The organism is Moorena bouillonii PNG, assembly GCF_001942495.1.
GTDB lineage: Bacteria > Cyanobacteriota > Cyanobacteriia > Cyanobacteriales > Coleofasciculaceae > Moorena > Moorena bouillonii.
On the sequence record NZ_MKZS01000001.1, the window covers coordinates 2,565,709 to 2,587,623 of the forward strand.

A 21,915-nucleotide genomic window follows, 5' to 3' on the forward strand; every position below is an offset into this window, starting at 1 on the left:
ATTATTTATTAGTTGTTAGCTGTTAGCTTTTGGAATTTTGAATATTCACTAGTCAGTTGATCTGGTACCGTTGCCCCAGAAAGCTCAGCCTGACCCAAATCTACATTTGAGAGAGTAACCCGTCTCAAATCTACCTGACTCAAAATTGCTCCACTCAAGTTTGCTTGAGAAAGGTCAGCATCACACAGATTTGCCCTAGTCAAGTCTGCCTGGTGCAGACAAGCACCAGTCAAGTTAGCCCCTCTTAAGTCAGCGTAGCGTAGGTCTGCCCTGGTTAAATTGGCTCCTCGCAAATCGGTATTCTGAAGAACGGTTAATCTTAAATCGGCTCGGGTTAGAATAGCTTGGCGCAGGTTTACTCTAGTCAGATTCGCCCGAATCATAAATGCCTGACTCAAGTTAGCCTGCACCAGAGAGGTTTTTTTCAAATTAGTTCGCCATAGTTTCGCTCCTGTCAGATTTGCCTGATTAAGGTTGACTTCCTGTAAAACCGCGAGACTCAGGTTGGCATCAGCTAGGTTGACTCGTCTGAAAATTACTCCAGTCAGATTGACTTCACTCAGGTTGATTTGCTGGAGATCTACTCCACGAAAATCCCTCTCACCTGCTGAATAACGCTCTAGAAGCTCATTAGTATCCATTTGGGGTATCCATAGCTGGCAGCTGCGCCAACATGACATAGTGTTACTTTTAATGTAACATAATGTTAAGAATACTTTTTGGATGTAAAGGATTATGTTATATTTAGAGGTTTTATCCAGGGATAAGCTATTCTTATCGGTGCCTGCAATCGATTGGTGATATAATATGAAGCTTACCCGAACAGGTAAGTGTCGGCTTCAAGCTAACCCTAGCTATTCCTTGTGCTTTTAAGCTGGCGTAAAGTCTTTGCTGACTTGGTGTTGGATGCCACAATAGAGATCCAACTGAAGATCTAAGAGCAGTTTTCACCATTGATAGCCCAATAGCTGATTTGGGGGTAAGCTCAGAATAAGCTGTTGCTGTAACCAACGCTATGGTCTATTGATTTGAAAACTGCGTTGACCAGATCGAATGTTGCTTTGATGATTATCATCAATCTGTTGTGATTAGCCGTTCTGATAAGGGAAAATTGCCGTGGAAGCTGGGAATCAGCAAAGGATTTTAGGCTATTTCATTGAAGAAGCGAAAGAACACCTGGAAACCATTGAACAGGGACTGTTAAATCTGGGCTCAGTGGTCAATGAACCAGAGACGGTTAATGAATTGTTTCGCGCTGCTCATTCTGTCAAAGGCGGGGCGGCGATGTTGGGGTTTACAAGTATTCAAAAGACTGCCCATCGTTTAGAGGATTCTTTCAAAGTACTTCAAGAGAATAAGATTCAGGTTGATCAACAGCTGGAGACTCTGTTTTTAAAGAGTTATGATACCCTCAAAGCTTTGATTGATCTGTTGGAAGGACCGTTTGGGTTTGAGCAAAGTGAAGCAGAAAAAATTATAAAAGCAGCTCAGCCAGGCTTTGAACAATTGCAGAGTTATCTCAAAACTTTGGTCAGTGGTGAGAGTCAATCACCAGCCGCAATGGCTTATAGCTCTGCTGCTGCTGAAAAAGCAATTCGTTCTGATCAAGTTTCGACTAGCAAAGGGTCTTCTTCAGCAAAAGGGAAATTTCCCCCAGACTTTGGGCCGAAGGTGATTAGCGTACTTAAAGATATGCTAGAGCTGTTTAAACAATCTTCGACGCCAACCAATCGCCAACAACTTCAAAAGCTTTGTAAGCGTCTGGCTCAACTGGGGGCTGGGATTGGTAGTTGGCATAAATTAGTGGGAGTTTGCCATAAAGCGATCGCAAATCCTAAAAACTCCTATATCCAGTTAGCACCATTAGTGATCAAAGAACTCAAGGAAGCTAGTGACCAGTTGCATGCAGCACAGGGTAATCTAGAGGAGTTGCGAAAGGCAGCGGCTGCGATCGCTCCTAGTTCAGCACTGCAAAAACTAGCAGCTGTAGGATCTACTGGGCAAAACCGAACCACTAAGGGTAACGAAATTACGATTGCGCTAGAACCAAAAGCCGCCGCCAAGGTACTCATCCAAGCCTTTGATAAACGCCAGCTGTCAAAACTGATTAAGTTACTGATTCCAGCAACTCGTGCTTCTTCCTAGCCCGACAAGCTGGTTTTTTTGATTAACGTCCTAAGTGCCGTGATGCCAGCTGGATGGCATCATAAATATCTACATCCCCATCCCCATCAGCATCTAGAAAGCCACTGAGTACAGAATTAGAACCAAGGGGATTCTGAATATTGGTGCCAGTCTTGAGGAAATTCAATACCACGGGGACTAGGGTTGGTAGCATAGCTTGGATGATACCAGCATTAATGCCTGTCTTGCTAGTAATTTCTCCAACAAGCTCCTGGATCTGAGGCGCACTAAAGAGCATATTGACCACTTGAGAACTAGCACCAATGCCACCGAATTGATTAACTAGTGCTTGTACCTGCTCATCTCCTTCATTTCTGCGCTTTTCTTGGAGCGCTGAACGCACATACTTACCTACAATTGAGGTGGCAGATTGCACGGCTGAGGGCTGTGTTTGATAGGCACCACTCAACTGCTGTACCGTGTTCAGAATATCCCCTAGCTGACTAGAACTAGCTTGTTGTGTAGGACTATTAATGGCACTGATAATAGTATTGAATAAGCTCATTGTTTTTTAAAAGATTTAAACAGTCAGTTTGAAACAGTTCTTTGCCAAATCAATTATAAATTGCTGATAGCTTAGTATAGCGAAAGGCAAGAGGCAAGAGCGATGCAGCGCGGTCTTGGGGAGCCAGTGCGGTCTTGGGGGTTCCCCCCATGAGCAACTGGCGTGGTTTCCCCCACTCGCGCTTTGCATCAAGACGGCAAGAGGCAAGAGGGGAAAGATATCCGGAGTTTTATTGCACAGCCTCTCGGGTTCCTGGAGATCGGGGAATTATTCCCTGATCTAGCTAAGATTAATAATTAAAAGCTATCCTATCTTCCATGCCCCTGCCACGCCTACTAACCCTAATTATTGGTCTCATTATTATTCTGGGGCTAATGCTTTGGTTGATTAATGGTCTGTACCAACTATATATCCAAATTTCCTTTACTGCTCCGGTACTGGCTAATTTAGTGCTGCTGTTGCTGATTACCTTGCTAGGGCTACTAATATGGGCCTTAATCTACACCATGGGGTTATTTGGTAAATCCCGGAAACGGCCAGGTAAGGGTCGTCTGGAACCTAAAGCCCCCGAGGTGAAAACCGAAGCAGCAGAAGAAACCCTTAAAGCAGTAAGGCAACAGGTCAAACAGATTCAGGATGAAGTGTCACGGCAAGCGATGCTGCGCCGCTCTGAGGAAATTGAAGCTATCCTCTCCCGTGGGGAACTGTTAGTGGTAGTGTTTGGTACTGGTTCAGCGGGGAAAACTTCTCTAGTGAATGCTTTGATTGGTCGGATGGTGGGTGAAGTCGGTGCCCCCATGGGAACGACGGAAGTTGGGGAAACCTACAAACTAAAGCTGAAGGGATTAGAACGCCCGATTCTGATTACTGATACACCAGGAATTTTAGAATCTGGTGTGGTTGGCACTCAGCGAGAGCAATGGGCACGACATCTAGCAACGGAAGCGGATTTGTTGTTGTTCGTGGTGGATAACGATTTACGACATTCAGAGTATGATCCATTCCAAAAATTGGCACAGATTGGAAAGCGATCGCTTCTGGTGTTCAATAAAATTGACTTGTACACGGAACAAGACTCAGAAAGGATTCTAGCACGATTGCGCCAGCGAGTAAGGGGCTTTATTGCTGCTTCAGATGTAGTTGCGATCGCAGCCAATCCCCAGCCTGTTACCCTAGACAATGGTCAACTTTGCCAACCTGAACCGGAAATTTTGCCCTTAATCCGTCGCTTAGCTGCTGTATTAAGAGCAGAGGGAGAAGAGTTGATTGCTGATAACATACTGCTACAATCCCAACGCTTAGGCCAAGAAACTCGACACATCCTCGACAAGCAGCGCAGGCGAGAAGCAGATAAGGTGGTGGAACGCTTCCAGTGGATTGGGGCGAGTGTAATTTCTCTGACTCCCTTACCCGTGGTGGATTTGTTAGCAACTGCAGCAGTCAATGCCCAAATGGTGGTGGAAATTGGCAAAATCTACGGCTGTGAACTGAATATGGAAAGGGGTCGGGAATTAGCCCTATCCTTGGGAAAAACCTTAGCTAGTTTGGGCATTGTCAAGGGAGCGATTCAAATCCTTAGCACTACACTAAGACTGAATCTTGCCACCTATATTGTCGGCAAAGCAATTCAGGGGGTAACCGCTGCTTATCTGATCCGAATTGCTGGGAAAAGCTTTATTGAATACTTCCGCAATGACCAAGACTGGGGAGATGGAGGGATGAGTGAAGTGGTGCAGAAGCAGTTTCAGTTAAACCAGCGGGATGAGTTTATTAAAGCCTTTGTCAGTGAAGCGATCGCAAAAGTAGTCAAACCTCTGACAGGGAAACCAGAAGCCCAATCACCAATGGATGAACGGGACTAAACTAAGGACAAAGGAAGCAAATCCTAAATCTCCGCCAGAATGCCTATCAAATCGACTCACATTCCTGTTTAATTAAATAGAGTAGATTCAATGTTTTCTCCAGCCCCCCATGCCCCTCACATCAATGGGGGTTTCTTTTTATCTATTGTTTTCTATATCGTTTTCTCCAGGAGACTCATCCACTACCTATAGTCAAAGCACTAGGTAGCAAGCTTCACCCTGCCCCGATTTACAGCGTGGAGCAATCTGTCGATGGAGTCTCTCTCTTCGGAGGTGAGTGAATCCTCCAATAGTGCTGCCATCAATCCATATCGATCAGCAAGAGTAATTTTTCCAGAGCTGCTAACTTTAGCAAATAGTTCTGGTATAGCACCGGGAATAAGACGAACTGGAGCCAACATTATACTATAGGGTAATGGCTGTTGTTTATATTTTTAACCTTTTTCCGGAGCTTGGGGATGTGGGGCTATACCCCCTGTGATATTAATTCTGGTTGGGTACCCATAATCTTAGGGAGGGTGGGGAGAAACGGAGGTGTGGGGAGATGGGAAGATGGGGGAGATTTTTATTAAAGGTAATTATTCTGAGATGATATCAGAAGTCAGGATTCAGGAATCATAATCATTGATTTTAAAGTAATTTTTCGATAAATTGGGAAAAAATAAGCAAATATATCTTTATACTACTGCTATGCTGGCTTAATTATTCTGCTAAATTCTTCTAAGGAGACCCTACTTCTGAGCTAACAGTGCTTTAGCCTTTTGCCAGAGAGCATCCAACTCATCCAAGGTGTAATCAGACAGTGGGCGCTCAGCCAATGCTTCCACTTGCGCTAACCTTTCAATAAAGCGTGCTTGGGTTCCCTGCAAAGCAGCTGAAGGGTCAAGGTCATACCAACGCGCTATATTAATCATAGTAAACAGTACGTCTCCCAATTCTGCTTCCTGGTGGGCTTTATCGTCCTGTTCAAGTGCTTGTTGAAACTCAGCCAATTCTTCGTGAAACTTATCCCAAACTCCCTCAACATTATCCCACTCAAACCCACCACTAGCGGCCTTTTTCGATATCTTCATCCCAGCCATTAGGGGGGGAAGGGTTTTACTATAGCGACTGAGTTTATGACTCAATAATTGCTTATCCGCAACGGTTTCTCCTTTCTCTGCTGCCTTAATGTCCTCCCAGTTTTGACGCACCTCCTCGACATTATCAACCTCGACATCACCGAACACATGGGGATGACGGCGGATTAGTTTTTGAGTAATCCCCTGAGCTACCTCGGTCAAGCTAAACTGACCTTGCTCACTACTAATTTGAGCTTGCAGAACTACCTGCAATAACAAATCCCCCAACTCCTCTGCGATCGCATTTTGATTGTTACTGCGAATCGCATCCACTACTTCATAAGCTTCTTCAATCACATAAGGAATTAGGGACTGAGGGGTCTGAGCCAAATCCCAAGGACAACCACCCTCAGGCGATCGCAATCTGGCTACCACATCAATCAACTCTTGCAAAGCGGCCAACATCGAAACCTGATCAACTGGCTGAGCTTGTTCCGGGGAAGTAGACATAAAACCGAAAAGCGAAACGCCACTTAATTAGTCTTAACGAAATCTACCACTAATGCCAAATTTTAGGTAAGCATTCAGCTATCAGCTATCAGCTATCAGCTATCAGCTATTAGCTATCAGCTTATGCCCATGCTACTTGAAGTGCTATCAGCTTTCAGGCGCTTTAACTGTACGGGGTCGGATCAGTAAAGCGAGCAGGGATTTTCAACCAGCCGTACCAGCACCCCCCACCTTGTTTACTACCTCCCGTTGATTAGCTGACGGCTGACAGCTGATAGCTGTTGGCGTAGCCTGCGCGTAGCGCATATGCTTACCTTTTGCCTTTGCGTGCTTTGGGTCTTTGTGGTTTACTCTTACCGGCACCCCTGCCCTTGCTCCTCCCTTGCTTGCCAGACCATAACCCCGTGATCCCCCTTTTTTTAAACTCCTTATAAGCGGAACTTCCCCAATCACTGACAAAATGCGCGATCGCACCCAACTCCAATCCCACCACACAGGCCATCAACCAGGTACGATATTCCCACACCCTACTGCCCAGCCCTTGAATCAGCTCTAGCCAACGATCTGGTTCATCCTGGAATAGCTGAAACACCAGCAATCCCACACCCCCAAACAAGACGAGCCAATTGGCTAGATAAAGCAGTCGCAAAATTGTCCCAATCACTGGTCCATGAGAAAAAATAGAACGGTGAGGCACCATCCTCTGATAAGGAATCCAAATCCAGCGCAACCAGCCCCAACGCTTAAAGGGTCGAGAGTATAGATCTAAATCAGGGCTAAACATCAAGCCACCGAACAGGAAGCCTCCAGCTACAATCAAGGTCAAATCACTACTCCGGGTTACTACCAAGCTCAAAACCGTGACTACTGGCAAACTCCACAAGGTTATGCGATCATGTATATAGCCAGAGGACATATTTTTTATAGTTGTTGTCGTCTTTGGAAAAATATGCTATAGTAAGTAAGTATTGCATACGGGCGGTTAGCTCAGCGGTAGAGCGCCTGCCTTACAAGCAGGACGTCACTGGTTCGAATCCAGTACTGCCCATGTCCGTTTAATTCCAAAGTTAAACTCCAAGGTTAAACAAAGAACTAACTCTCGCTTGTTAGTTCTTTGTTTACTACCTCCCGTTGATTAGCATCATAGCTAAGGCTGATAGCTGACGGCTGACGGCTGTTCGCCTAGCGTGAGCTTTTAGCTGACGGCTGACGGCTGACGGCTGAACACTAAATTATCATAGCCACACTGGGAGAGCCATTTTCCTTCAGCTGTTTGTAGTCTTGAAGTTGCTTTTCTAGCTCAACATGCAGGTGATCAATCTCCTCTTTTTCCAGGATTTCTAATAGGGCTAGATTCAAGGTTTGCTGGGCAGCAAAGTAAAGGTTGGGATCAATCACAAATACCCTAACTATAATCACACGAGCATTCTCTTCAATGTGGGAAAATAAAACTAACAGTTTATGCTTGTGCAAGCCATCGATAGACGGAATTTTTTCTTCAATAGCCTGACAAATTCGGCTAGTTTGCTCAGCCGAAATCCCATCAACTTTTAGAGTTAAATTTATGCCCCACTCAAAGGTATCGCCAGTCTTCTGGGACCAATTTTCCACAACGCCAGCAATCATTTTAGAATTGGGAACTTTTTTGATAGAACCCCACTCAGTCAGACGAAGCTGTGTACTTCTCAGACCAATACTGACTATCTGAACAAAACCATTGACTCCGTCAACTCCTACCCAGTCACCGGGTTTATAGAGACCATCAGCGTAGATAATCACGGTACAAAACCAGTCATAGATAATATCTTTCAATAACAAACCTAAGGCGACACCTGCGCCACCGACTAGACCGATCAGTGCACCGGCAGATGCCCCCAACAAAATCTCACTGGCTTTAATCACAGCAATCAGGATTGCTGCTGTCTGAAAAAGCCTTGGGAAGTAGGGGACGAACAAATCGTCCAGTTCAGTTTCAGTGTGTGCCGCCAATCCGGCTAGCACCTCCCCCAGTAGTGGAGCAGCACGGTAAAGAATATAGGTAACAATGAACAGAGCGCTGACAAAGAGAATCTCCGGGATTTTCTGATTCTGTTCAGGACTAAGATGGGTGGCCACAACACTATGTACTAGCCATAGTCCAGCCAGCCAAATTAGCCAGCCTAATGGTGCCCTCAGAATCTTAATAAACTCATCGTCTAGGGTGCTTTCTGTAGCACTAGTCAGACGCTCGATTCTGTGAATGATTATTGAAGTGAACAAACCTCGACATATTTGGGTGAGCAGGAGGATGATCACCATAATAACTATCGTGGAAAGAGGGATGTTGCCGAGCTGGAAGTCGGAATCAAATATCCTTTCTTTGATTAGGTTGATAAGGTTTTCCATAGTTTTGACTAAAATAGAACAGCAGAGAGCTCCATCTGCCTAGTTGCACTGGTTCTTAAACTTAGATATTGCACTAGGACAAAACTAGTTAATAATAGGTAAAGTTGGCTCGAATAGCAGGTGAGTTAAAGACTAGGGATTAGTTACTGTATTTAGCTAATAACTATTCGAGGTTTTATCAATGTAGATAATAATTTGTGTTCCATGAATCCTAACTAAGAAGTTATTAGCTTTTATTTAAAGGGAAGACATCTCAGTATAATCTAAAAAACTCAACACCAACTATAGTAATAATACTGATCATAAATGTATTATCAATTAACGTAGTAATTGCTTAAGTAAGAGGACTTATAAACTAGGATTAAAGAAATCAAGAATCGATCTATAGCAAAGGGAACAGGGAACAGGGAACAGGTAGCAGGGAGTAGGTAGTAGGGAATAGGTAGTAGGGAGTAGGCAATAAAAATTATCACAATTTGTACACGGATTGCTAGACTGAAATAAGTAATGATTTACCTCTTAACTATTCAAAATATAACACCATCAAATAACCAATCGAATTGTCATAGTTTTAACCTGAAATTAAGTAATTAATATCTCAGTTAACTCTTAGGAATTCGTTCTTAATTATTGTCTCGACTATCAGTTTATATCTAACTCAGCTAAAATTTATAATTTTTACGGCAAACTAACTAAAACTTTAACTATATCAAGCTTGGATAAAAAAAAATATGATGATATAAAAATCGATAGTTTATCCCTTTCCCCAAAAGGGAACAGGGAACAGGGAATAGGGAATAGGGAAAGAAAGGTTGTTGTGGGAGATATGGGAGGTATGGGAGGTGTATAAAAATAGGAAAAAGTGCCCTTGTGGAGGCTACCACAAGGACCAAGATAGCGTTATGGAAATTCCTAAACTATGGCGCTTTAAACAGGAATCAATTCTACAGACCCAGAAGGTAAGAACCAGCAGCAGCACCTAACCAACCTGCCACCTTAAGGATGATAGGCTTGGCTTTGTCCCAGATGTTTTTACCCGCATCAACCGTCTTACTCGCTGTTTCGAGAGTTTCTGCTACACTCTCTAGGTTGGCGAGTGCTGTTTCCTTCTTCGGTTCTTCTTTTTCCGTCGCTTTTTTGGCAGCACCAAGATACATGGTTGCCTCTTCTTTGGTATCTTCTGGCAGTTCTGCTCCTCGAACCAGCTTGTCGAGTTTTGCTAACAACTCAATAACCTGCTCTTTGGTTAGCTGTTCTTCGTTTGATCCAGCACCTTGACCTTGGATTATTTGAGTGTTATTGTCACCTTGCAGATTGTTGTCACCTTGTTGGTTGTGGATATCACCACCGACAGAACCACTTACAGAAAATCCACCGGGATTGTTAGTCATAGTACCTACCTCTTTAACATTTGTGTGTGTATAAAAACTCGGACGCTGTAGCGCTGTTTCTACTTGTCTAATTAAAAGATTAATTAAATTATCTTTTTCTTGAATCAAACGTAGCAAAGCATCTTGAGATAAAGATTTAAGTTCTTGTTTCGGTTGAAGGTTTTGCTTTTGCTTCCAGGTGCTACTCAGAGATTGCTCCCTCAACTTTGACTGCTCACTCCATGGAAGCGATTGGATAGTTTGCTTGATAGTTCTAAAGAATTCGACAATGGCTTCTTCTCTTTGATAGGTTGAACTTCCAGAATACTCAAAACTTCTGGGAATTGAATAGGGAATAGTATGATCTCTGAGAAACTGTTCAAAGCTAGCAAAAGCAATGAGATGTTGTTCGTAGGAAAGACTTTTCCTTTTTTCTAAAAAGCGATCGCATAACTCAATTATTGCCTTATACACTTTGTCTGGTAAATTTTGGACAAAGTACCTTCTAAATTCTTCGTCTGTCATAGCTTCCCTCTGATCAGTTCAGCAACTTGTTTTTAAGATGTTCAATAGTTTAATATTTTCGAGATTTTTTCATATATTTTTATTATTTTTTGAATCTAAAATTACGTAAAAAGTGAACGTTTATAATTGTTTGCTATTTAAGCCTTATGGCGGTACAAATGCTTTATAGATAAGGATCGGGTTTTGATGAAAAAGAGCCAAGCAAGCTCCTAAATCGAGTATAGCTTGGAATTGTTGAGATGATTCTTCTAATGAAGGTAGACAAATAATCGCACTATAAAAAGAGTTAATTTTATCAATTATCGTATTAACTGTTTCTAAGCTATTAGACTGACTGCGCTCTATCTTATCTAAGTTACCTATCTCGGCATCTCGTTCGTATAAAACCTTAAATATAGTCCCAATTTGCTCAATAAATTTTCACTGTAATAGGATAAAAATATTTTCTTAGGTCTATTATTGTTAGGAATTGGTAGCATACCCATGTTTAACAAAAAACTAACTAAAACTTTAACTAGATAAAGCTTGGATAAAAAAAATATGATGAGAGAAAATTTGATAGTTTATCCCTTTATCCACAATGGATATCATCTATAGCATTTACAAGGGAACAGGGAACAGGGAACAGGGAACAGTAGGAAAGAGCTCGGAGGATTTTTTGGTGTTATTAAAAAGCGATGCAGAGGTGCGACCCGTGGCGAATTTAATTCGCCTACGGAAAACGCACCTAAGCGGTCTTGACCACACTGCATCGCTACTCCCTACTCCCTACTCCCTACTCCCTACTCCCTACTCCCTAAAACCTAGGACAAGGTACTCAAGCCTTAACCCTTCTAGGCATAAACTTTTTGATAGTAAGCTTGATACTCTTGGGATAGCAATGGTTGCCACCAATCCCGGTTGCTGAGATACCACTCAATAGTTTTACGTAGTCCACCTGCTAGGGTTTCTGTTGGTACCCAACCCAGTTCAGTTTTAATTTTAGTGGCATCAATAGCATAGCGACGGTCATGGCCTGGGCGGTCTTTGACAAAGGTAATTAACTGTTGTGCTGGAGCGACGGGTAGATCAGGGGCTAATTCATTCATCAGCTCGCAAATCTGATGAACTAGGTCAAGGTTTTTGACTTCGTTATTGCCACCAATGTTATAGGTTTCTCCTGGTTGACCTTTGTGAATCACCACATCTAAAGCACGACAATGATCACCCACATAGAGCCAATCTCGAATATTTTGTCCATCCCCGTAGACTGGTAGAGATTTGCCCAACAGGATGTTGATGCACATCAGGGGAATTAATTTTTCGGGAAAATGATAGGGTCCGTAGTTATTGGAGCAATTGGTGATAATAGTCGGGACCCCATAGGTATGGTAATAAGCCCGGGCAAGATGGTCACTGCCAGCTTTGGAAGCAGAATAGGGACTGTTGGGGGCATAGGGTGTGGTTTCACAGAAGGCTGGGTCATCAGCACTTAGACTGCCATACACTTCATCGGTGGAAACATGGAGGAAGCGATAATCCCTTGGTTGTCCTTGATTTTGCCATTTTTGCCGGAAGGACTCTAGTAGGGTAAAGGAACCGACTACATTGGTGCGGATAAAGGCATCGGGTCCTAAAATGGAGCGGTCAACGTGGGATTCAGCAGCAAAGTGGGCGACGGTGTCGATGTTTTCTTCCTGTAGCAGGCGGTCTACTAGAGTGCGATCGCATATGTCTCCCTGGACAAACCGCAAATTGGCTTTCTCTTCCAGACCAGCCAGATTCTGCCGGTTGCCAGCATAGGTCAGAGCATCTAGTACCACCACGCGATCGCCTGGGTACTGTTCACACCAGTGATGAACAAAATTCGAGCCAATAAATCCTGCACCACCTGTTACTAGTAATTGGCGAGGTTGTCTAGTAGTCAGGGATTTTTGTTCAGAAGAATTCATGATTAGTTTGAGTGGGTTAGTGATTAAGTGGGTTAGTATAAAAGTAAGCATTCAGCTATCAGCTATCAGCTATCAGCTATCAGCCATCAGCTATCAGCTTAAGCGCTACGCGCACGCTACTTGAGGTGCTATCAGCTATCAGCCCTTGGCCTCTTGCCACACTACTTGAGGTGCTTTTGAATACAAGAGGTAAGCTTTGGCCAAGGGCTTTTACCCAGACCTTCAATTCTGATTAATATCGAATTATTAAATTCGATCGTTTGCGCGATGCGCACGCTACGCGAACAAGGTTTATTTTCAGCTGACCGCTGACCGCTGACCGCTGACCGCTGACGGCTGACCGCTAAATGCTTCCCTTAAGTTAGTTCAACTTGTGAGTCATCACCAATCATGAATCGTAATGCTTTTGGATGTTGGGGTGCAGCTTTAACTTTAGCTCTTTCTCCAATTAAACTATCAACAATTCGTTGATGAATACCCGTTAATTTAGCACCTTTTAGAATCACGCTATGCTCAATGTCAGCATCTACCAGAGTAGCTTGGTCAGCAATGCTAGTATATGGACCAATGAAGCAGTTTTCCAGATGGCAGTTTTCACCAATGGTAACTGGACCACGAATGGTACAATTAGTAATATAAGACCCCTTACCAATCTGTACCCGTCCGCTAATTCGACTTTCGGAGTCAATTTCACCATCAACAGCAGATTCTAGGCAAGTATCTAGAATAATCTGGTTAGCAGCTAGCAAGTCATCTTTTTTCCCAGTATCGAGCCACCAACCTTTGATTTGAAAAGCTTCTACATTTTTTTGCTGATCAATCAAGTATTGAATCGCATCGGTAATTTCCAGTTCCCCTCTAGCAGAAGGCTGGATGTTAGCAATTGCTTGATGGATAACAGGAGAAAATAGGTAAACACCCACCAGTGCTAGATTAGAAGGAGGAACTTTGGGTTTTTCTACTAGCTGCAACACTCGGCCAAATTCATCGACTTTGGCAACACCAAAGGCAGTAGGATTTTCTACTTCTCTTAGCAGAGTCAGAGCATCCAGATTTTTGTTCTGGAAATTCTCTACAAATAAGTTCAGCTCACTTTGAACCAAGTTGTCTCCCAAGTACATTACAAAAGGAGAATCTCCCAGAAAGGGTTGGGCGACTTTAACGGCGTGGGCAAGTCCTAAGGGTTGGTCTTGGAGGATATAGGTAATCTTGGCTCCGAAGCGATCGCCATTTCCTGTTTTAGCCTTAACTTCTTCCCCAGTTTCAGGACTGATAATAATACCGATATCAGTAATACCAGCAGCGATAATCGCTTCAAGCCCATACCACAAAATTGGTTTATTTGCAACAGGTACTAACTGTTTGGCACCAGTATAAGTTAGGGGACGTAAACGAGTGCCTTTTCCCCCAGAAAGAATCAGTGCTTTCATAAGCTATATGAAATCCTCACTATAAAGTCTGAAATATGAAATATGAATTATGAAATATGAAGGTTGGCAGGTTAGCAGGTTGAAGGTTGAAGGTTGTTTGGTTGAAGGTTGTTTGGTTGAAGGTTGTTTGGTTGAAGGTTGAAGGTTGTTCGCGTAGCGTGGCCAAAGGCCAAGGTTAGCAGGTTGTTCGCGTAGCGTGGCCAAAGGCCAAGGTTAGCAGGTTGAACGCGATGGACGAAGTCCCGCTTTCAGCGATCGCGTGGCCGAAAGGCCAAGGTTTAAGGTTTAAGGGTGAACTTGAACTATAGCGGTTTTCATAGTAATCAGGTACACAGGATTTTTTTCCAATTCCCGATTCCCGATTCCCGATTCCCGATTCCCGACTCCCGACTCCCGACTCCCGATTCCCGATTCCCGACTCCCGATTCCCGATTCCCTAGAAGAACAAGCCCAACAACTCTATGAAACAGGGCAATATCAACAGGCGATACCGTTGTTGGAGCAAGTTATTACTAACTACAGCTACAGTGGCGACTTTATTGGTGAGATTAACTCTTTAGTTAATCTGGCTTTAGTTTATCAACGTTTGGGAAACTTCGAACAAGCTCAAGAAACACTATCCCAGAGTTATAGCAAATTATCACAACTCCATAATACCAAAGAACGTCAAGAATTACAAGCCCAAATCCTGTCAGTGGAAGGACAAGTATACTTATCTCTAGGTGATGCCAGAAAAGCCTTATCAAATTGGGAGCAAACTAGTGCTATTTACCAAGACCTAGGAGACCTAAATCGATTTACAGAAAGTCAGATTTACCAAGTGCAAGCCCTACGATCATTAGGGTTATATAACCAAGCCACTAAAACCTTAACTCAAATCAAGGAAACGCTTCAAGAGCAACCGGATAGCAAACTCAAAAGTACCGCCCTCCAATACCTAGGTAATATCCTGCGCCGAGTGGGTAAATTCCAAGACTCTCAAGAAATTTTACAACAAAGTTTAGCTATAGCCGAAACATTAGCAGATCAAACCTTGATTGCTGAAAGTCTACTCAGTTTGGGGGATACAGCTAGATTACAAGCTGAAAGTCTACCCAGTTTGAGGGATAGAGCTAGATCACAACAGAAAAGAAAAGACGCAATGGCTTTCTATAAACGGGTTGTGGAGGAATCTCCCTTACCGGATCTTAAGATTCAGGGACAGTTAAATCAACTGAGTATACTGATAGCTAACCAAGAGTGGTCACAAGCCAGAGCATTATTGTCAGCGATAGAGTATACTTTAACGACATTATCTCCAAATCAAACAGCAATAAGTGCTAGAATTAATCTAGCCCAAACCCTTTCAAAAAGTAAAAACTCAAATCTCAAATCTCCCAACTCCCTGGCTACTTATCTCGCCGATGCCCTTAAGCTGGCTAGGGATTTAGGAGATCAAAGAGCGGAAGCTGAAGCCATTGGTAACTTGGGGAGGTTATACGAACAGCAATCACGTCTTGATGACGCCCAAAAATTGACCGAAAAAGCCTTACTCATTGCTCAACAAATCAAGGCTCCAGATTTAGGGTATCAATGGCAATGGCAACTGGGAAGAATCCTCAACCAAAAAGACGATAAAAAAAACGCGATTGACCGAAGGTCACGCTCCGCGATCGCTGCCTATTCCCAATCCGTGCAAACCCTCAAATCTATCCGTAGCGATTTAGTCGCAATTAGTAGCGATATTCAGTTTGAGTTTCGAGAGAGTGTCGAACCAGTCTACCGAGAATTAGTAGGACTACTCCTAGAACCGAATGCATCTCAAGAAAACCTCAAACAAGCACGAGATGTGATTGAATCCCTGCAACTAGCGGAACTAGACAACTTTTTTCGCGATGCCTGTCTAGATGCCAAACCAGCTAATATCGACGAAATAGACCCCAACGCTGCTATCGTCTATACCATTATCTTGCCAGACCGCCTGGAAGTAATTGTCACCTTACCCGGACAACCTCTGCGCCAGATCACCACTAACTTACCCAAAACAGAAATAGAACAACAACTCGCTTCGGTAAAGACAAATATTACTAGGCCTTGGCGAGATCTTCAAAAGAAAAACTTACAAACAATACACGATTGGTTAATCAGCCCGATTCAAACCGAACTAACCAAGAGTAACATCCGCACCCTAGTATTTATCCCAGACGGAGCCCTGCGCAATCTTCCCATGTCTGTGCTTTATGACGGGGAAAACTATTTGGTCGAGAAATATAGTATTGCGGTAGCACCTAGCTTACAATTAATCGACCCTAAAGCAAATGTCAGACAAAACGTTTCTGCTCTGAGTGCTGGAGTGACGGAAACTCGTCCCCATCGTCCCAATTTAGCACCACTTCCTGGGGTGAAGGTGGAATTAGAGAATATCAAGGCTCAAATTCCTTCATCGATTCTACTCAATGAATCCTTTACTGAATCCAACTTCAATACCGAAGTTAATACCTCTGGTTACGAAATCGTTCATCTGGCCACTCATGGTGAATTTAGTTCAGTAGCTGAAAAAACCTTTCTGCTGACCTGGGATGACGTGATCAATCTCAATGAGTTAAATAGTCTAATCAGAGCCGATCAAAAGCAAAAAAATCCCATTGAATTACTCGTCCTCAGTGCTTGTCAGACAGCCGCAGGAGACTCCCGAGCGGCGTTGGGATTGGCTGGAGTAGCAGTGCGATCTGGTGCACGCAGTACCCTTGCTAGTCTCTGGTCTGTGGACGATGTAGCCACTACAGAGTTAATGACTCGCTTCTATCAGAGGTTAGCTAAGGGCAAGGTTACCAAGGCTGAAGCTCTGCGACAAGCTCAACAGGAGTTGTTGCAGAGGCAGGAATTTAATCACCCCTATTACTGGTCGGCTTTTATTTTGCTGGGAAATTGGTTGTGAAAATTAGGGATTAGGGTGTGGGGTGTGGGGTGTGGGGAGGGGAGATAGGGAGATAGGGAGATAGGGAGTCGGGAATCGGGAGTCGGGAATCGGGAGTCGGGAGTCGGGAACCTTAACCTTTACTTCGACTGCTTAAGGAACTGGAGCTGATAACAGTAACTAGAAATATAGTAGTTGTATTTGGTGCGTTCGCGTAGCGTGGCCTACGGCCAATCGCTTTTTTGTGCTGCTGACGAAGTTAGTGCGTCAGTGCAATAGTTTTTATTACCCCTTTTTCCACCTTTAACATTCTTACAACTTTTACAACACTTATCACCCTTTACACGCAGATTGTGTTAATGCAACAGTTTTTATGACCCCCTTAACTCTTTCCTCTGTTACCACCTTTACCTCCCTTTAGCTAGAAATAGCGTCAATGCAACAGTTTTTATGACCCCCTTAACTCTTTACTCTCTTACAATCCTTACCACTCTCTAGCTAGAGATAGTGTCAATGCAATAGTTTTTCTAACCCCTTGCATCTTCTGAGAACTTGTGTTAAAATAACAGTATCGTTAAAGCAATGGTTTTTCCGCCATGATGATTTCTACCGCCCAAGCCGCTGAATTACTAGGTGTTTCTGCCACTCGCGTCCGTTTCCTTCTGGGCAAGGGCAGAGTGAAGGGGGCTTATAAGGTGGGTAGAACTTGGGTGATTCCTCTATTTGACGGTATGCCGGTGGTCACCCCTGGTACTCGCGGACCGAAGCGGAATTGGTCAAAGCGCACGGAGTACACTAAGGCTGTGATCCATGTTAATCAGAAGGTAATTCGCGAAAATCTCAAGAGCGGGGAGCGCAACCCTGTGATTACGGTCAAACGGGGTTCTAAAAATACTTATGGTCATACAGTAGAAGTCAATGGCCCCTGTCGGGTGATGTATCGTCCAGATGATCCATTACATTGTGGGGCTAGGGTCTGGATTGAGACGATTTCTGATTTTAAGGTCAGCTGATTTGGCTACTTGAAGGACGACTTTCAGCATCGGATTTATGAACAAAACACCAGACTTTGATGATGAGATGCTACCTGAGTACCAGTTTGACTATCGCAAGGCAAAGCCGAATCGTTTTGCTCAGCAGCAACCAACTAATGCGATTGGCCTCTGGCCACGCTGCGCGATCGCAACCAAGTTCCAAAGACAACTTAGTGCAATTCGCTCTCAACTTCAAAAATTAGGTTTGTTGTAAGTGAGTTGTTAAACCCTACAATAACAAGTTACTCCTTATCAATTGTAGAAAAGTATGCTCCAATTTAAAGGAGTGTGAGAGAATTGAACAAGTTAAGCATTTCTCTATTTCCTATGACAGTAGTGGAGTTATTTCCTACTCTGAAAGGTTTAAACCGTGCAGACAAACTGAAAGTCATTCAGTTTTTGGTAGCAGAGCTAGCTAGGAAAGAGGAACCTACCTTAGAACCAGGAGCTACCTATCCAGTTTGGTCGCCCCTTAACTCTCATCAAGCCGCTAATCAACTCGCTCAACTGTTGGAATCGGAGTAATGTTATGCGATTGGCCTCTGGCCACGCTTCGCGATCGCATCAAACTAGACAAAACCAGTAGCAGCTTTCCTAGTGCTAGGGTAGTTAATTATGGATTCAGTCTTTTAAGAATAAAGGATATGAGTTTAGAGTCTAATGCAAAAGTGGCTATCATTCGCACAGAAAGGGGATTAACGATTTCAGGTACGCGCATCACACTCTATGATGTAATGGATTACCTAACTGCCCAATATCCTCCTAAGTTTATTCGTGGTCTGTTCAATCTAACCGAGGAACAAATAAATGCTGCTCTTGCCTACATTAAGGCCAATCGTGCTGAAGTCGAAGCTGAGTATCAAATTGTAGTTAAAGAAGCTGAAGAATTGCGACAGTATTACGAACAGCGCAATCGTGACCTGATTGCCAGACTTGCCAAAAAGCCACCATTACCAGGTAGGGAGGCGGCTTGGGAAAAGCTGCAAGCACAGAAAGCAAAACATCAAGCTCAATTTGAGTCCCAGCGTCACCGGTCAGCTTATTTTATTCAAAAGCACCGATTGCGCTACTTGAGGTGCTGCGCGAACAGTAGCCTTGACTACCGCCAATGGCTGATAGCTGATAGCTGATAGCTGATAGCTGATAGCTGAATAACTAATATAAAAACCAATCGAAATTTCGGCTAATCAACAATTCTGTCTTCTTGGCATGGTGAGTGTTTTTCATCGCAATAGGTTGTATAGCAAATTCATAGCGACTTGCTAGATCCCTTGTTTCTTCTGTATTGTCATAGCTCATCAGAAAATCGCCTTCTAATTTGCTAGCAAGTTTAAATAGAGCTTCATGATCAACTGCTGAATATCGATAGAGCCTGCGCCCAGCTTTTAAATAAGGTGGATCAATAAAATAAATAGCATCGTTGCGGTGATAATTTTGCTCACAAACCTCAAACCCATCCCCAGCAATAAATTTAATTTTTGTCTTGATTTCAGCAATAGAAAGTATGCGCTTTTTCAGGGTTTGAGGATACCAGCGTGACGTGATTCCTTTGCCATTTTCCCCATTTTTCATAAAACTAGCACCATCAGCCAGAATTCCACCACGATTAACGCGATTTTTAACTACTGTTGCGAAAGCGAGAGATTCAAGAGATTCATTTGCAGAATCAATAGCTTGCTTAGCACTCTTTGCAGTTAGATGAAAATTGACAATAGTTTCGGCTAGCCATTCGGCACCACCACCTAAAATGACCTGCCACACAGCAGCAACCCCTTCATCTTTTTCTACCATAGTCACTCTACCTACTAAATTATCGAAAGCAGCAGTAAGACTGACTATACCTCCACCAGCAAAAGGTTCAAAAAGTTCCTTATCTGTACCACCTTTATTATACAACCATTGGCGAATTTGGGGTATTAGCCAAGTTTTACCACCAGCATAGCGAAATGGGCTACGTTGCGGCACACTAGCTACATTTATGACTTTTTTATGACTGGTGAGAGAGGCAGTATTAAATAGCTCAAGTTGAGTCATTGGCTTATAGCAATTCTACGACTTGTTAGGTACAAATTTCTGGTTTTTAGGGAGCAGGGAGCAGGGAGCAGGGAGCATATAATAGGAAAGAGGGAAGAGGGAAGAGGGAAAAAATAATGTGTACCTCATAGCTACGATAAACGGCTTATCCTTTATTGTAAAGGAAGATCTACTATGGTTTGAGTATCTGGAGGATTATCTAGTTTATCATCAAGTTTCTGTTGAAGCACTTCAAGGAAATCTTCTACGTTACCAGCTTTCGGTGTTGAAATAGCGTTAATTGCTGCCCAGTATTCTGTATAAATTACATCGTGTAACGTCAAATTGAACTTATTTTTTTCCTGTTCTAGGGTGTAAAGATGCCAGGCAACTTCCGATTTATCCCATTCAACCTGTGGCAATTGTGGCAGAGTATCAAAGAAACTCTTTTGTAAAACGATTACCTGTTTCTTATTCCACTCACGAAAAATTGACCCCTTATACAAAAGCTGAGGGAGGAGGCGTTTGCGTGAGGATGATAGATAATCTGGACTAGGATAATAAGTTGTCAATTTTGCCCAATCTATAGTTTTCCAGTCTTCAGGATTACTAATATACCTTTCAAAGGGTTTTCTAACGTTACCAGAAATATAAACAGCTTGCACTTCTACAGAGCCAAAATCTAAAACTTTTCCTCGATCATCATAAGAAACTAAGACTAGATCAATATTTCCAGCGGACTGACCATTGGCATCTTTCAAGCGAACCTCTGTCAGGGAAGTCCAATTAGTTTCCTCTCCAAAGAAATAATTAGCGGCATTTTCAGCAATTAGCCAATCCTGTCGGAAGCGAACTGGACAAGTAATGACCGATTCATCCCTGTGATAGATACTACATACACCTAGAGGATTGTTTGCCTTATCTTTGGTGCAATTCGGCACCTTATTGTTATAAGGACACAGTTTGTAGCGACGATACCGCTTTGCCTGTTCTGTGAAGTTGTTAGTTGGGAATCCGAAGACCTCTGCAAGAGGATTGTTGGACATATCAATTTAGTATAGTACTTATGTAAATCTAAGACTACCGTAAGAAGGTCAAGATATTGATTAAAGTTGTACCGCGAAGGGTGAAGCTAGATGATTGCTTACGGATGAACAGCTAAGGTGGCAATTTATACTCAGCAGCAATCCATTGATGCGAACGCGAAGCGTGACCGTTCGCGTAGCGTGGCCTTTTGGCCAAGGTCAATCGCAACCAAGTTCCAGCAAACTTCCTAGTGCAATTCGCTACTTGCCCGATTGTCACGTTTCTTCGGACTGCCCTATAAAATAGATACAGCTCAACCTTACCATTAGGCTCAAAATCAGGAGACTTAAGTGGCATATAGTGACTTTACTCTCAAGAAAGTAAAGCTTGACTTCAATATCCAGACTGTGGAGGATCAGTCACTATTTTCCAATACTGAAGAAATTCAAATAAGTGATTATCTGGCACAGACCTTAAAAAGAAATGTCCCTTTAGCCTTAGCGATTAATACGGAAAAAGCTAGGTCAGAACTAATCATTATTAATATCTTACTGGAAGTCAAAGAAAAAGCATCTGAAAAAATTAGTCTATTCTCAGGCATTGATTTTAATGTAGATAAGGAAAAAGGCTTAACTGGATTTTGCGATTATATCATTAGCGGATCAGAAGAGCAGTTATATTTAGAGTTACCGGTAATTACAATAGTTGAAGCTAAGAATGAAAATATTATATCTGGCTTAGGTCAATGTATTGCAGAAATGTATGCGGCTCAACTCTTTAATCAAGAAGCAAGTTATGAGTTACCCTGTGTATATGGTGCAGTAACAACAGGGGATGAATGGAGGTTTATTAAACTTGAAAAAAATGTCGCTTATATAGATAATGATAGCTATTATATTAGCGATATTAATAAAATTATTGGGATTCTAGTGAACATGGTTAAAGGAGAAGCCTAATACTATTAGGAAAGGGAGCAGGGAGCAGGGAGCAGGGAGCAGGGAGCAGGTAACACGTAAAAGGTAACAGGGAAGAAGGTAAAAATTATGTGTACCTCATTAGGGTAAAATATACTACTTTAGCAAAGGGAACAGGGAAAATAGAAAAAATTCGTCTACCTCATTCTCCCGATTCCCGATTCCCGATTCCCGATTCCCGATTCCCGATTCCCGACTCCCGATTCCCG

At 43.0% G+C, this 21,915-nt stretch carries 25 protein-coding genes, 1 tRNA gene and 1 pseudogene; 13 read left to right on the forward strand and 14 right to left on the reverse strand.

Annotation, left to right across the window (positions count from 1 at the left end; translation table 11 throughout):
- Nucleotides 1–8: 8 nt before the first annotated feature.
- On the reverse strand, nucleotides 9–680 hold the full coding sequence (locus BJP37_RS10510; protein ID WP_214607751.1) for a pentapeptide repeat-containing protein: 672 nt from the start codon (nucleotides 678–680) through the stop codon (nucleotides 9–11).
- 436 nt (nucleotides 681–1,116) lie between these two features.
- On the opposite strand from BJP37_RS10510, the gene BJP37_RS10515 reads away from it, so the two are divergent.
- The gene (locus BJP37_RS10515) at nucleotides 1,117–2,145 is read left to right on the forward strand and encodes an Hpt domain-containing protein (RefSeq protein WP_075898650.1); all 1,029 of its coding nucleotides are present in this window, start codon (nucleotides 1,117–1,119) and stop codon (nucleotides 2,143–2,145) included.
- 22 nt (nucleotides 2,146–2,167) lie between these two features.
- Here BJP37_RS10515 and BJP37_RS10520 read toward each other — a convergent pair whose 3' ends face one another.
- Nucleotides 2,168–2,689: a DUF937 domain-containing protein gene (locus tag BJP37_RS10520; RefSeq protein WP_075898652.1), complete on the reverse strand. Its 522-nt coding sequence runs from the start codon at nucleotides 2,687–2,689 to the stop codon at nucleotides 2,168–2,170.
- A gap of 317 nt (nucleotides 2,690–3,006) precedes the next feature.
- On the opposite strand from BJP37_RS10520, the gene BJP37_RS10525 reads away from it, so the two are divergent.
- Nucleotides 3,007–4,551: a YcjF family protein gene (locus tag BJP37_RS10525; protein WP_075898654.1), complete on the forward strand. Its 1,545-nt coding sequence runs from the start codon at nucleotides 3,007–3,009 to the stop codon at nucleotides 4,549–4,551.
- 200 nt (nucleotides 4,552–4,751) lie between these two features.
- Here BJP37_RS10525 and BJP37_RS10530 read toward each other — a convergent pair whose 3' ends face one another.
- The 3 genes from BJP37_RS10530 to BJP37_RS10540 form a co-directional block, all read right to left on the reverse strand.
- Nucleotides 4,752–4,952, reverse strand: a complete 201-nt coding sequence (locus BJP37_RS10530) for a hypothetical protein (RefSeq protein ID WP_075898656.1) — start codon at nucleotides 4,950–4,952, stop codon at nucleotides 4,752–4,754.
- A gap of 330 nt (nucleotides 4,953–5,282) precedes the next feature.
- Entirely contained in the window at nucleotides 5,283–6,122 is an 840-nt protein-coding gene (gene mazG / locus BJP37_RS10535; RefSeq protein WP_075898658.1) for a nucleoside triphosphate pyrophosphohydrolase, read from the reverse strand.
- A 310-nt stretch (nucleotides 6,123–6,432) separates the two neighbouring features.
- Nucleotides 6,433–7,038 carry a metal-binding protein gene (locus BJP37_RS10540; protein ID WP_075898660.1) on the reverse strand — a complete coding sequence of 202 codons (606 nt, stop codon included), beginning with the start codon at nucleotides 7,036–7,038 and terminating at the stop codon, nucleotides 6,433–6,435.
- Nucleotides 7,039–7,098: 60 nt separating this feature from the next.
- Between BJP37_RS10540 and BJP37_RS10545 the strand changes: the two genes are divergently transcribed.
- Nucleotides 7,099–7,170 (forward strand) — tRNA-Val (locus BJP37_RS10545).
- A 179-nt stretch (nucleotides 7,171–7,349) separates the two neighbouring features.
- On the opposite strand, the gene BJP37_RS10550 is transcribed toward BJP37_RS10545, so the two are convergent.
- Both BJP37_RS10550 and BJP37_RS38895 read right to left on the reverse strand, forming a co-directional pair.
- Complete coding sequence (locus BJP37_RS10550) at nucleotides 7,350–8,507, reverse strand: mechanosensitive ion channel family protein (protein WP_075898662.1); 1,158 nt, start codon at nucleotides 8,505–8,507, stop codon at nucleotides 7,350–7,352.
- A gap of 314 nt (nucleotides 8,508–8,821) precedes the next feature.
- Nucleotides 8,822–8,980 (reverse strand): hypothetical protein, encoded by a 159-nt coding sequence (locus BJP37_RS38895; RefSeq protein WP_158069517.1) that lies wholly within the window; start codon nucleotides 8,978–8,980, stop codon nucleotides 8,822–8,824.
- Between the two features lie 242 nt (nucleotides 8,981–9,222).
- On the opposite strand from BJP37_RS38895, the gene BJP37_RS43435 reads away from it, so the two are divergent.
- Nucleotides 9,223–9,357 carry a hypothetical protein gene (locus BJP37_RS43435; protein ID WP_269086978.1) on the forward strand — a complete coding sequence of 45 codons (135 nt, stop codon included), beginning with the start codon at nucleotides 9,223–9,225 and terminating at the stop codon, nucleotides 9,355–9,357.
- 94 nt (nucleotides 9,358–9,451) lie between these two features.
- On the opposite strand, the gene BJP37_RS34320 is transcribed toward BJP37_RS43435, so the two are convergent.
- Nucleotides 9,452–10,402: a hypothetical protein gene (locus BJP37_RS34320; protein WP_081431136.1), complete on the reverse strand. Its 951-nt coding sequence runs from the start codon at nucleotides 10,400–10,402 to the stop codon at nucleotides 9,452–9,454.
- A gap of 580 nt (nucleotides 10,403–10,982) precedes the next feature.
- Here BJP37_RS34320 and BJP37_RS42375 point away from each other — a divergent pair.
- Nucleotides 10,983–11,309 carry a hypothetical protein gene (locus BJP37_RS42375; protein ID WP_229415262.1) on the forward strand — a complete coding sequence of 109 codons (327 nt, stop codon included), beginning with the start codon at nucleotides 10,983–10,985 and terminating at the stop codon, nucleotides 11,307–11,309.
- On the opposite strand, the gene rfbB is transcribed toward BJP37_RS42375, so the two are convergent.
- On the reverse strand, nucleotides 11,236–12,333 hold the full coding sequence (rfbB, locus tag BJP37_RS10560) for a dTDP-glucose 4,6-dehydratase (RefSeq protein ID WP_075898664.1): 1,098 nt from the start codon (nucleotides 12,331–12,333) through the stop codon (nucleotides 11,236–11,238). The genes BJP37_RS42375 and rfbB overlap by 74 nt on opposite strands.
- On the opposite strand from rfbB, the gene BJP37_RS43440 reads away from it, so the two are divergent.
- A complete protein-coding gene (locus BJP37_RS43440; protein ID WP_269086979.1) occupies nucleotides 12,332–12,457 on the forward strand; it encodes a hypothetical protein in 126 nt (41 codons plus the stop codon). The genes rfbB and BJP37_RS43440 overlap by 2 nt on opposite strands.
- Nucleotides 12,458–12,689: 232 nt before the next feature.
- Here the strand turns inward: BJP37_RS43440 and BJP37_RS10565 are convergent, their stop codons facing one another.
- Nucleotides 12,690–13,763, reverse strand: coding sequence for a glucose-1-phosphate thymidylyltransferase (locus BJP37_RS10565; RefSeq protein ID WP_075898666.1), 1,074 nt, complete (start codon nucleotides 13,761–13,763; stop codon nucleotides 12,690–12,692).
- A gap of 3 nt (nucleotides 13,764–13,766) precedes the next feature.
- Nucleotides 13,767–13,967 carry a hypothetical protein gene (locus BJP37_RS38900; protein WP_158069518.1) on the reverse strand — a complete coding sequence of 67 codons (201 nt, stop codon included), beginning with the start codon at nucleotides 13,965–13,967 and terminating at the stop codon, nucleotides 13,767–13,769.
- 87 nt (nucleotides 13,968–14,054) lie between these two features.
- On the opposite strand from BJP37_RS38900, the gene BJP37_RS38905 reads away from it, so the two are divergent.
- The 6 genes and pseudogenes from BJP37_RS38905 to BJP37_RS44930 all read left to right on the forward strand — a co-directional run.
- Nucleotides 14,055–14,228: a hypothetical protein gene (locus BJP37_RS38905; RefSeq protein WP_158069519.1), complete on the forward strand. Its 174-nt coding sequence runs from the start codon at nucleotides 14,055–14,057 to the stop codon at nucleotides 14,226–14,228.
- Nucleotides 14,229–14,256: 28 nt separating this feature from the next.
- Nucleotides 14,257–16,680, forward strand: a complete 2,424-nt coding sequence (locus tag BJP37_RS10570; RefSeq protein ID WP_229415263.1) for a CHAT domain-containing protein — start codon at nucleotides 14,257–14,259, stop codon at nucleotides 16,678–16,680.
- A 575-nt stretch (nucleotides 16,681–17,255) separates the two neighbouring features.
- Nucleotides 17,256–17,672 (forward strand): helix-turn-helix domain-containing protein, encoded by a 417-nt coding sequence (locus tag BJP37_RS10575; protein ID WP_075898670.1) that lies wholly within the window; start codon nucleotides 17,256–17,258, stop codon nucleotides 17,670–17,672.
- Between the two features lie 37 nt (nucleotides 17,673–17,709).
- Entirely contained in the window at nucleotides 17,710–17,907 is a 198-nt protein-coding gene (locus BJP37_RS10580) for a hypothetical protein (RefSeq protein ID WP_075898672.1), read from the forward strand.
- A 113-nt stretch (nucleotides 17,908–18,020) separates the two neighbouring features.
- A complete protein-coding gene (locus tag BJP37_RS10585; RefSeq protein ID WP_075898674.1) occupies nucleotides 18,021–18,218 on the forward strand; it encodes a hypothetical protein in 198 nt (65 codons plus the stop codon).
- A gap of 119 nt (nucleotides 18,219–18,337) precedes the next feature.
- A pseudogene (locus tag BJP37_RS44930) lies at nucleotides 18,338–18,706 on the forward strand (DUF433 domain-containing protein); the annotation flags it as partial.
- A gap of 142 nt (nucleotides 18,707–18,848) precedes the next feature.
- Here the strand turns inward: BJP37_RS44930 and BJP37_RS10595 are convergent.
- The 3 genes from BJP37_RS10595 to BJP37_RS36175 all read right to left on the reverse strand — a co-directional run bounded on the left by BJP37_RS10595 (nucleotide 18,849) and on the right by BJP37_RS36175 (nucleotide 21,089).
- Entirely contained in the window at nucleotides 18,849–19,727 is an 879-nt protein-coding gene (locus BJP37_RS10595; protein ID WP_070395815.1) for a DNA adenine methylase, read from the reverse strand.
- A gap of 152 nt (nucleotides 19,728–19,879) precedes the next feature.
- Nucleotides 19,880–20,752 carry a NotI family restriction endonuclease gene (locus tag BJP37_RS10600; protein ID WP_075898676.1) on the reverse strand — a complete coding sequence of 291 codons (873 nt, stop codon included), beginning with the start codon at nucleotides 20,750–20,752 and terminating at the stop codon, nucleotides 19,880–19,882.
- Between the two features lie 112 nt (nucleotides 20,753–20,864).
- Nucleotides 20,865–21,089 carry a hypothetical protein gene (locus tag BJP37_RS36175; protein ID WP_143727558.1) on the reverse strand — a complete coding sequence of 75 codons (225 nt, stop codon included), beginning with the start codon at nucleotides 21,087–21,089 and terminating at the stop codon, nucleotides 20,865–20,867.
- Here BJP37_RS36175 and BJP37_RS10605 point away from each other — a divergent pair.
- Entirely contained in the window at nucleotides 21,083–21,688 is a 606-nt protein-coding gene (locus BJP37_RS10605) for a hypothetical protein (RefSeq protein WP_075898678.1), read from the forward strand. The two genes, BJP37_RS36175 and BJP37_RS10605, sit on opposite strands and share 7 nt — an antisense overlap.
- Nucleotides 21,689–21,915: the final 227 nt, after the last annotated feature.

Excerpts from the sequence above, each read along its gene's own strand:
- BJP37_RS10510 (WP_214607751.1), bottom strand. The coding sequence starts at position 680 with ATGTCATGTTGGCGCAGCTGCCAGCTATGGATACCCCAAATGGATACT.
- BJP37_RS10520 (WP_075898652.1), bottom strand. The coding sequence starts at position 2,689 with ATGAGCTTATTCAATACTATTATCAGTGCCATTAATAGTCCTACACAA.
- BJP37_RS10525 (WP_075898654.1), top strand. The coding sequence starts at position 3,007 with ATGCCCCTGCCACGCCTACTAACCCTAATTATTGGTCTCATTATTATT.
- BJP37_RS10530 (WP_075898656.1), bottom strand. The coding sequence starts at position 4,952 with ATGTTGGCTCCAGTTCGTCTTATTCCCGGTGCTATACCAGAACTATTT.
- mazG (WP_075898658.1), bottom strand. The coding sequence starts at position 6,122 with ATGTCTACTTCCCCGGAACAAGCTCAGCCAGTTGATCAGGTTTCGATG.
- BJP37_RS10540 (WP_075898660.1), bottom strand. The coding sequence starts at position 7,038 with ATGTCCTCTGGCTATATACATGATCGCATAACCTTGTGGAGTTTGCCA.
- BJP37_RS10550 (WP_075898662.1), bottom strand. The coding sequence starts at position 8,507 with ATGGAAAACCTTATCAACCTAATCAAAGAAAGGATATTTGATTCCGAC.
- BJP37_RS34320 (WP_081431136.1), bottom strand. The coding sequence starts at position 10,402 with ATGACAGACGAAGAATTTAGAAGGTACTTTGTCCAAAATTTACCAGAC.
- BJP37_RS42375 (WP_229415262.1), top strand. The coding sequence starts at position 10,983 with ATGGATATCATCTATAGCATTTACAAGGGAACAGGGAACAGGGAACAG.
- BJP37_RS43440 (WP_269086979.1), top strand. The coding sequence starts at position 12,332 with ATGATTAGTTTGAGTGGGTTAGTGATTAAGTGGGTTAGTATAAAAGTA.
- rfbB (WP_075898664.1), bottom strand. The coding sequence starts at position 12,333 with ATGAATTCTTCTGAACAAAAATCCCTGACTACTAGACAACCTCGCCAA.
- BJP37_RS10565 (WP_075898666.1), bottom strand. The coding sequence starts at position 13,763 with ATGAAAGCACTGATTCTTTCTGGGGGAAAAGGCACTCGTTTACGTCCC.
- BJP37_RS10575 (WP_075898670.1), top strand. The coding sequence starts at position 17,256 with ATGATGATTTCTACCGCCCAAGCCGCTGAATTACTAGGTGTTTCTGCC.
- BJP37_RS10580 (WP_075898672.1), top strand. The coding sequence starts at position 17,710 with ATGAACAAAACACCAGACTTTGATGATGAGATGCTACCTGAGTACCAG.
- BJP37_RS10585 (WP_075898674.1), top strand. The coding sequence starts at position 18,021 with ATGACAGTAGTGGAGTTATTTCCTACTCTGAAAGGTTTAAACCGTGCA.
- BJP37_RS10595 (WP_070395815.1), bottom strand. The coding sequence starts at position 19,727 with ATGACTCAACTTGAGCTATTTAATACTGCCTCTCTCACCAGTCATAAA.
- BJP37_RS10600 (WP_075898676.1), bottom strand. The coding sequence starts at position 20,752 with ATGTCCAACAATCCTCTTGCAGAGGTCTTCGGATTCCCAACTAACAAC.
- BJP37_RS36175 (WP_143727558.1), bottom strand. The coding sequence starts at position 21,089 with ATGCCACTTAAGTCTCCTGATTTTGAGCCTAATGGTAAGGTTGAGCTG.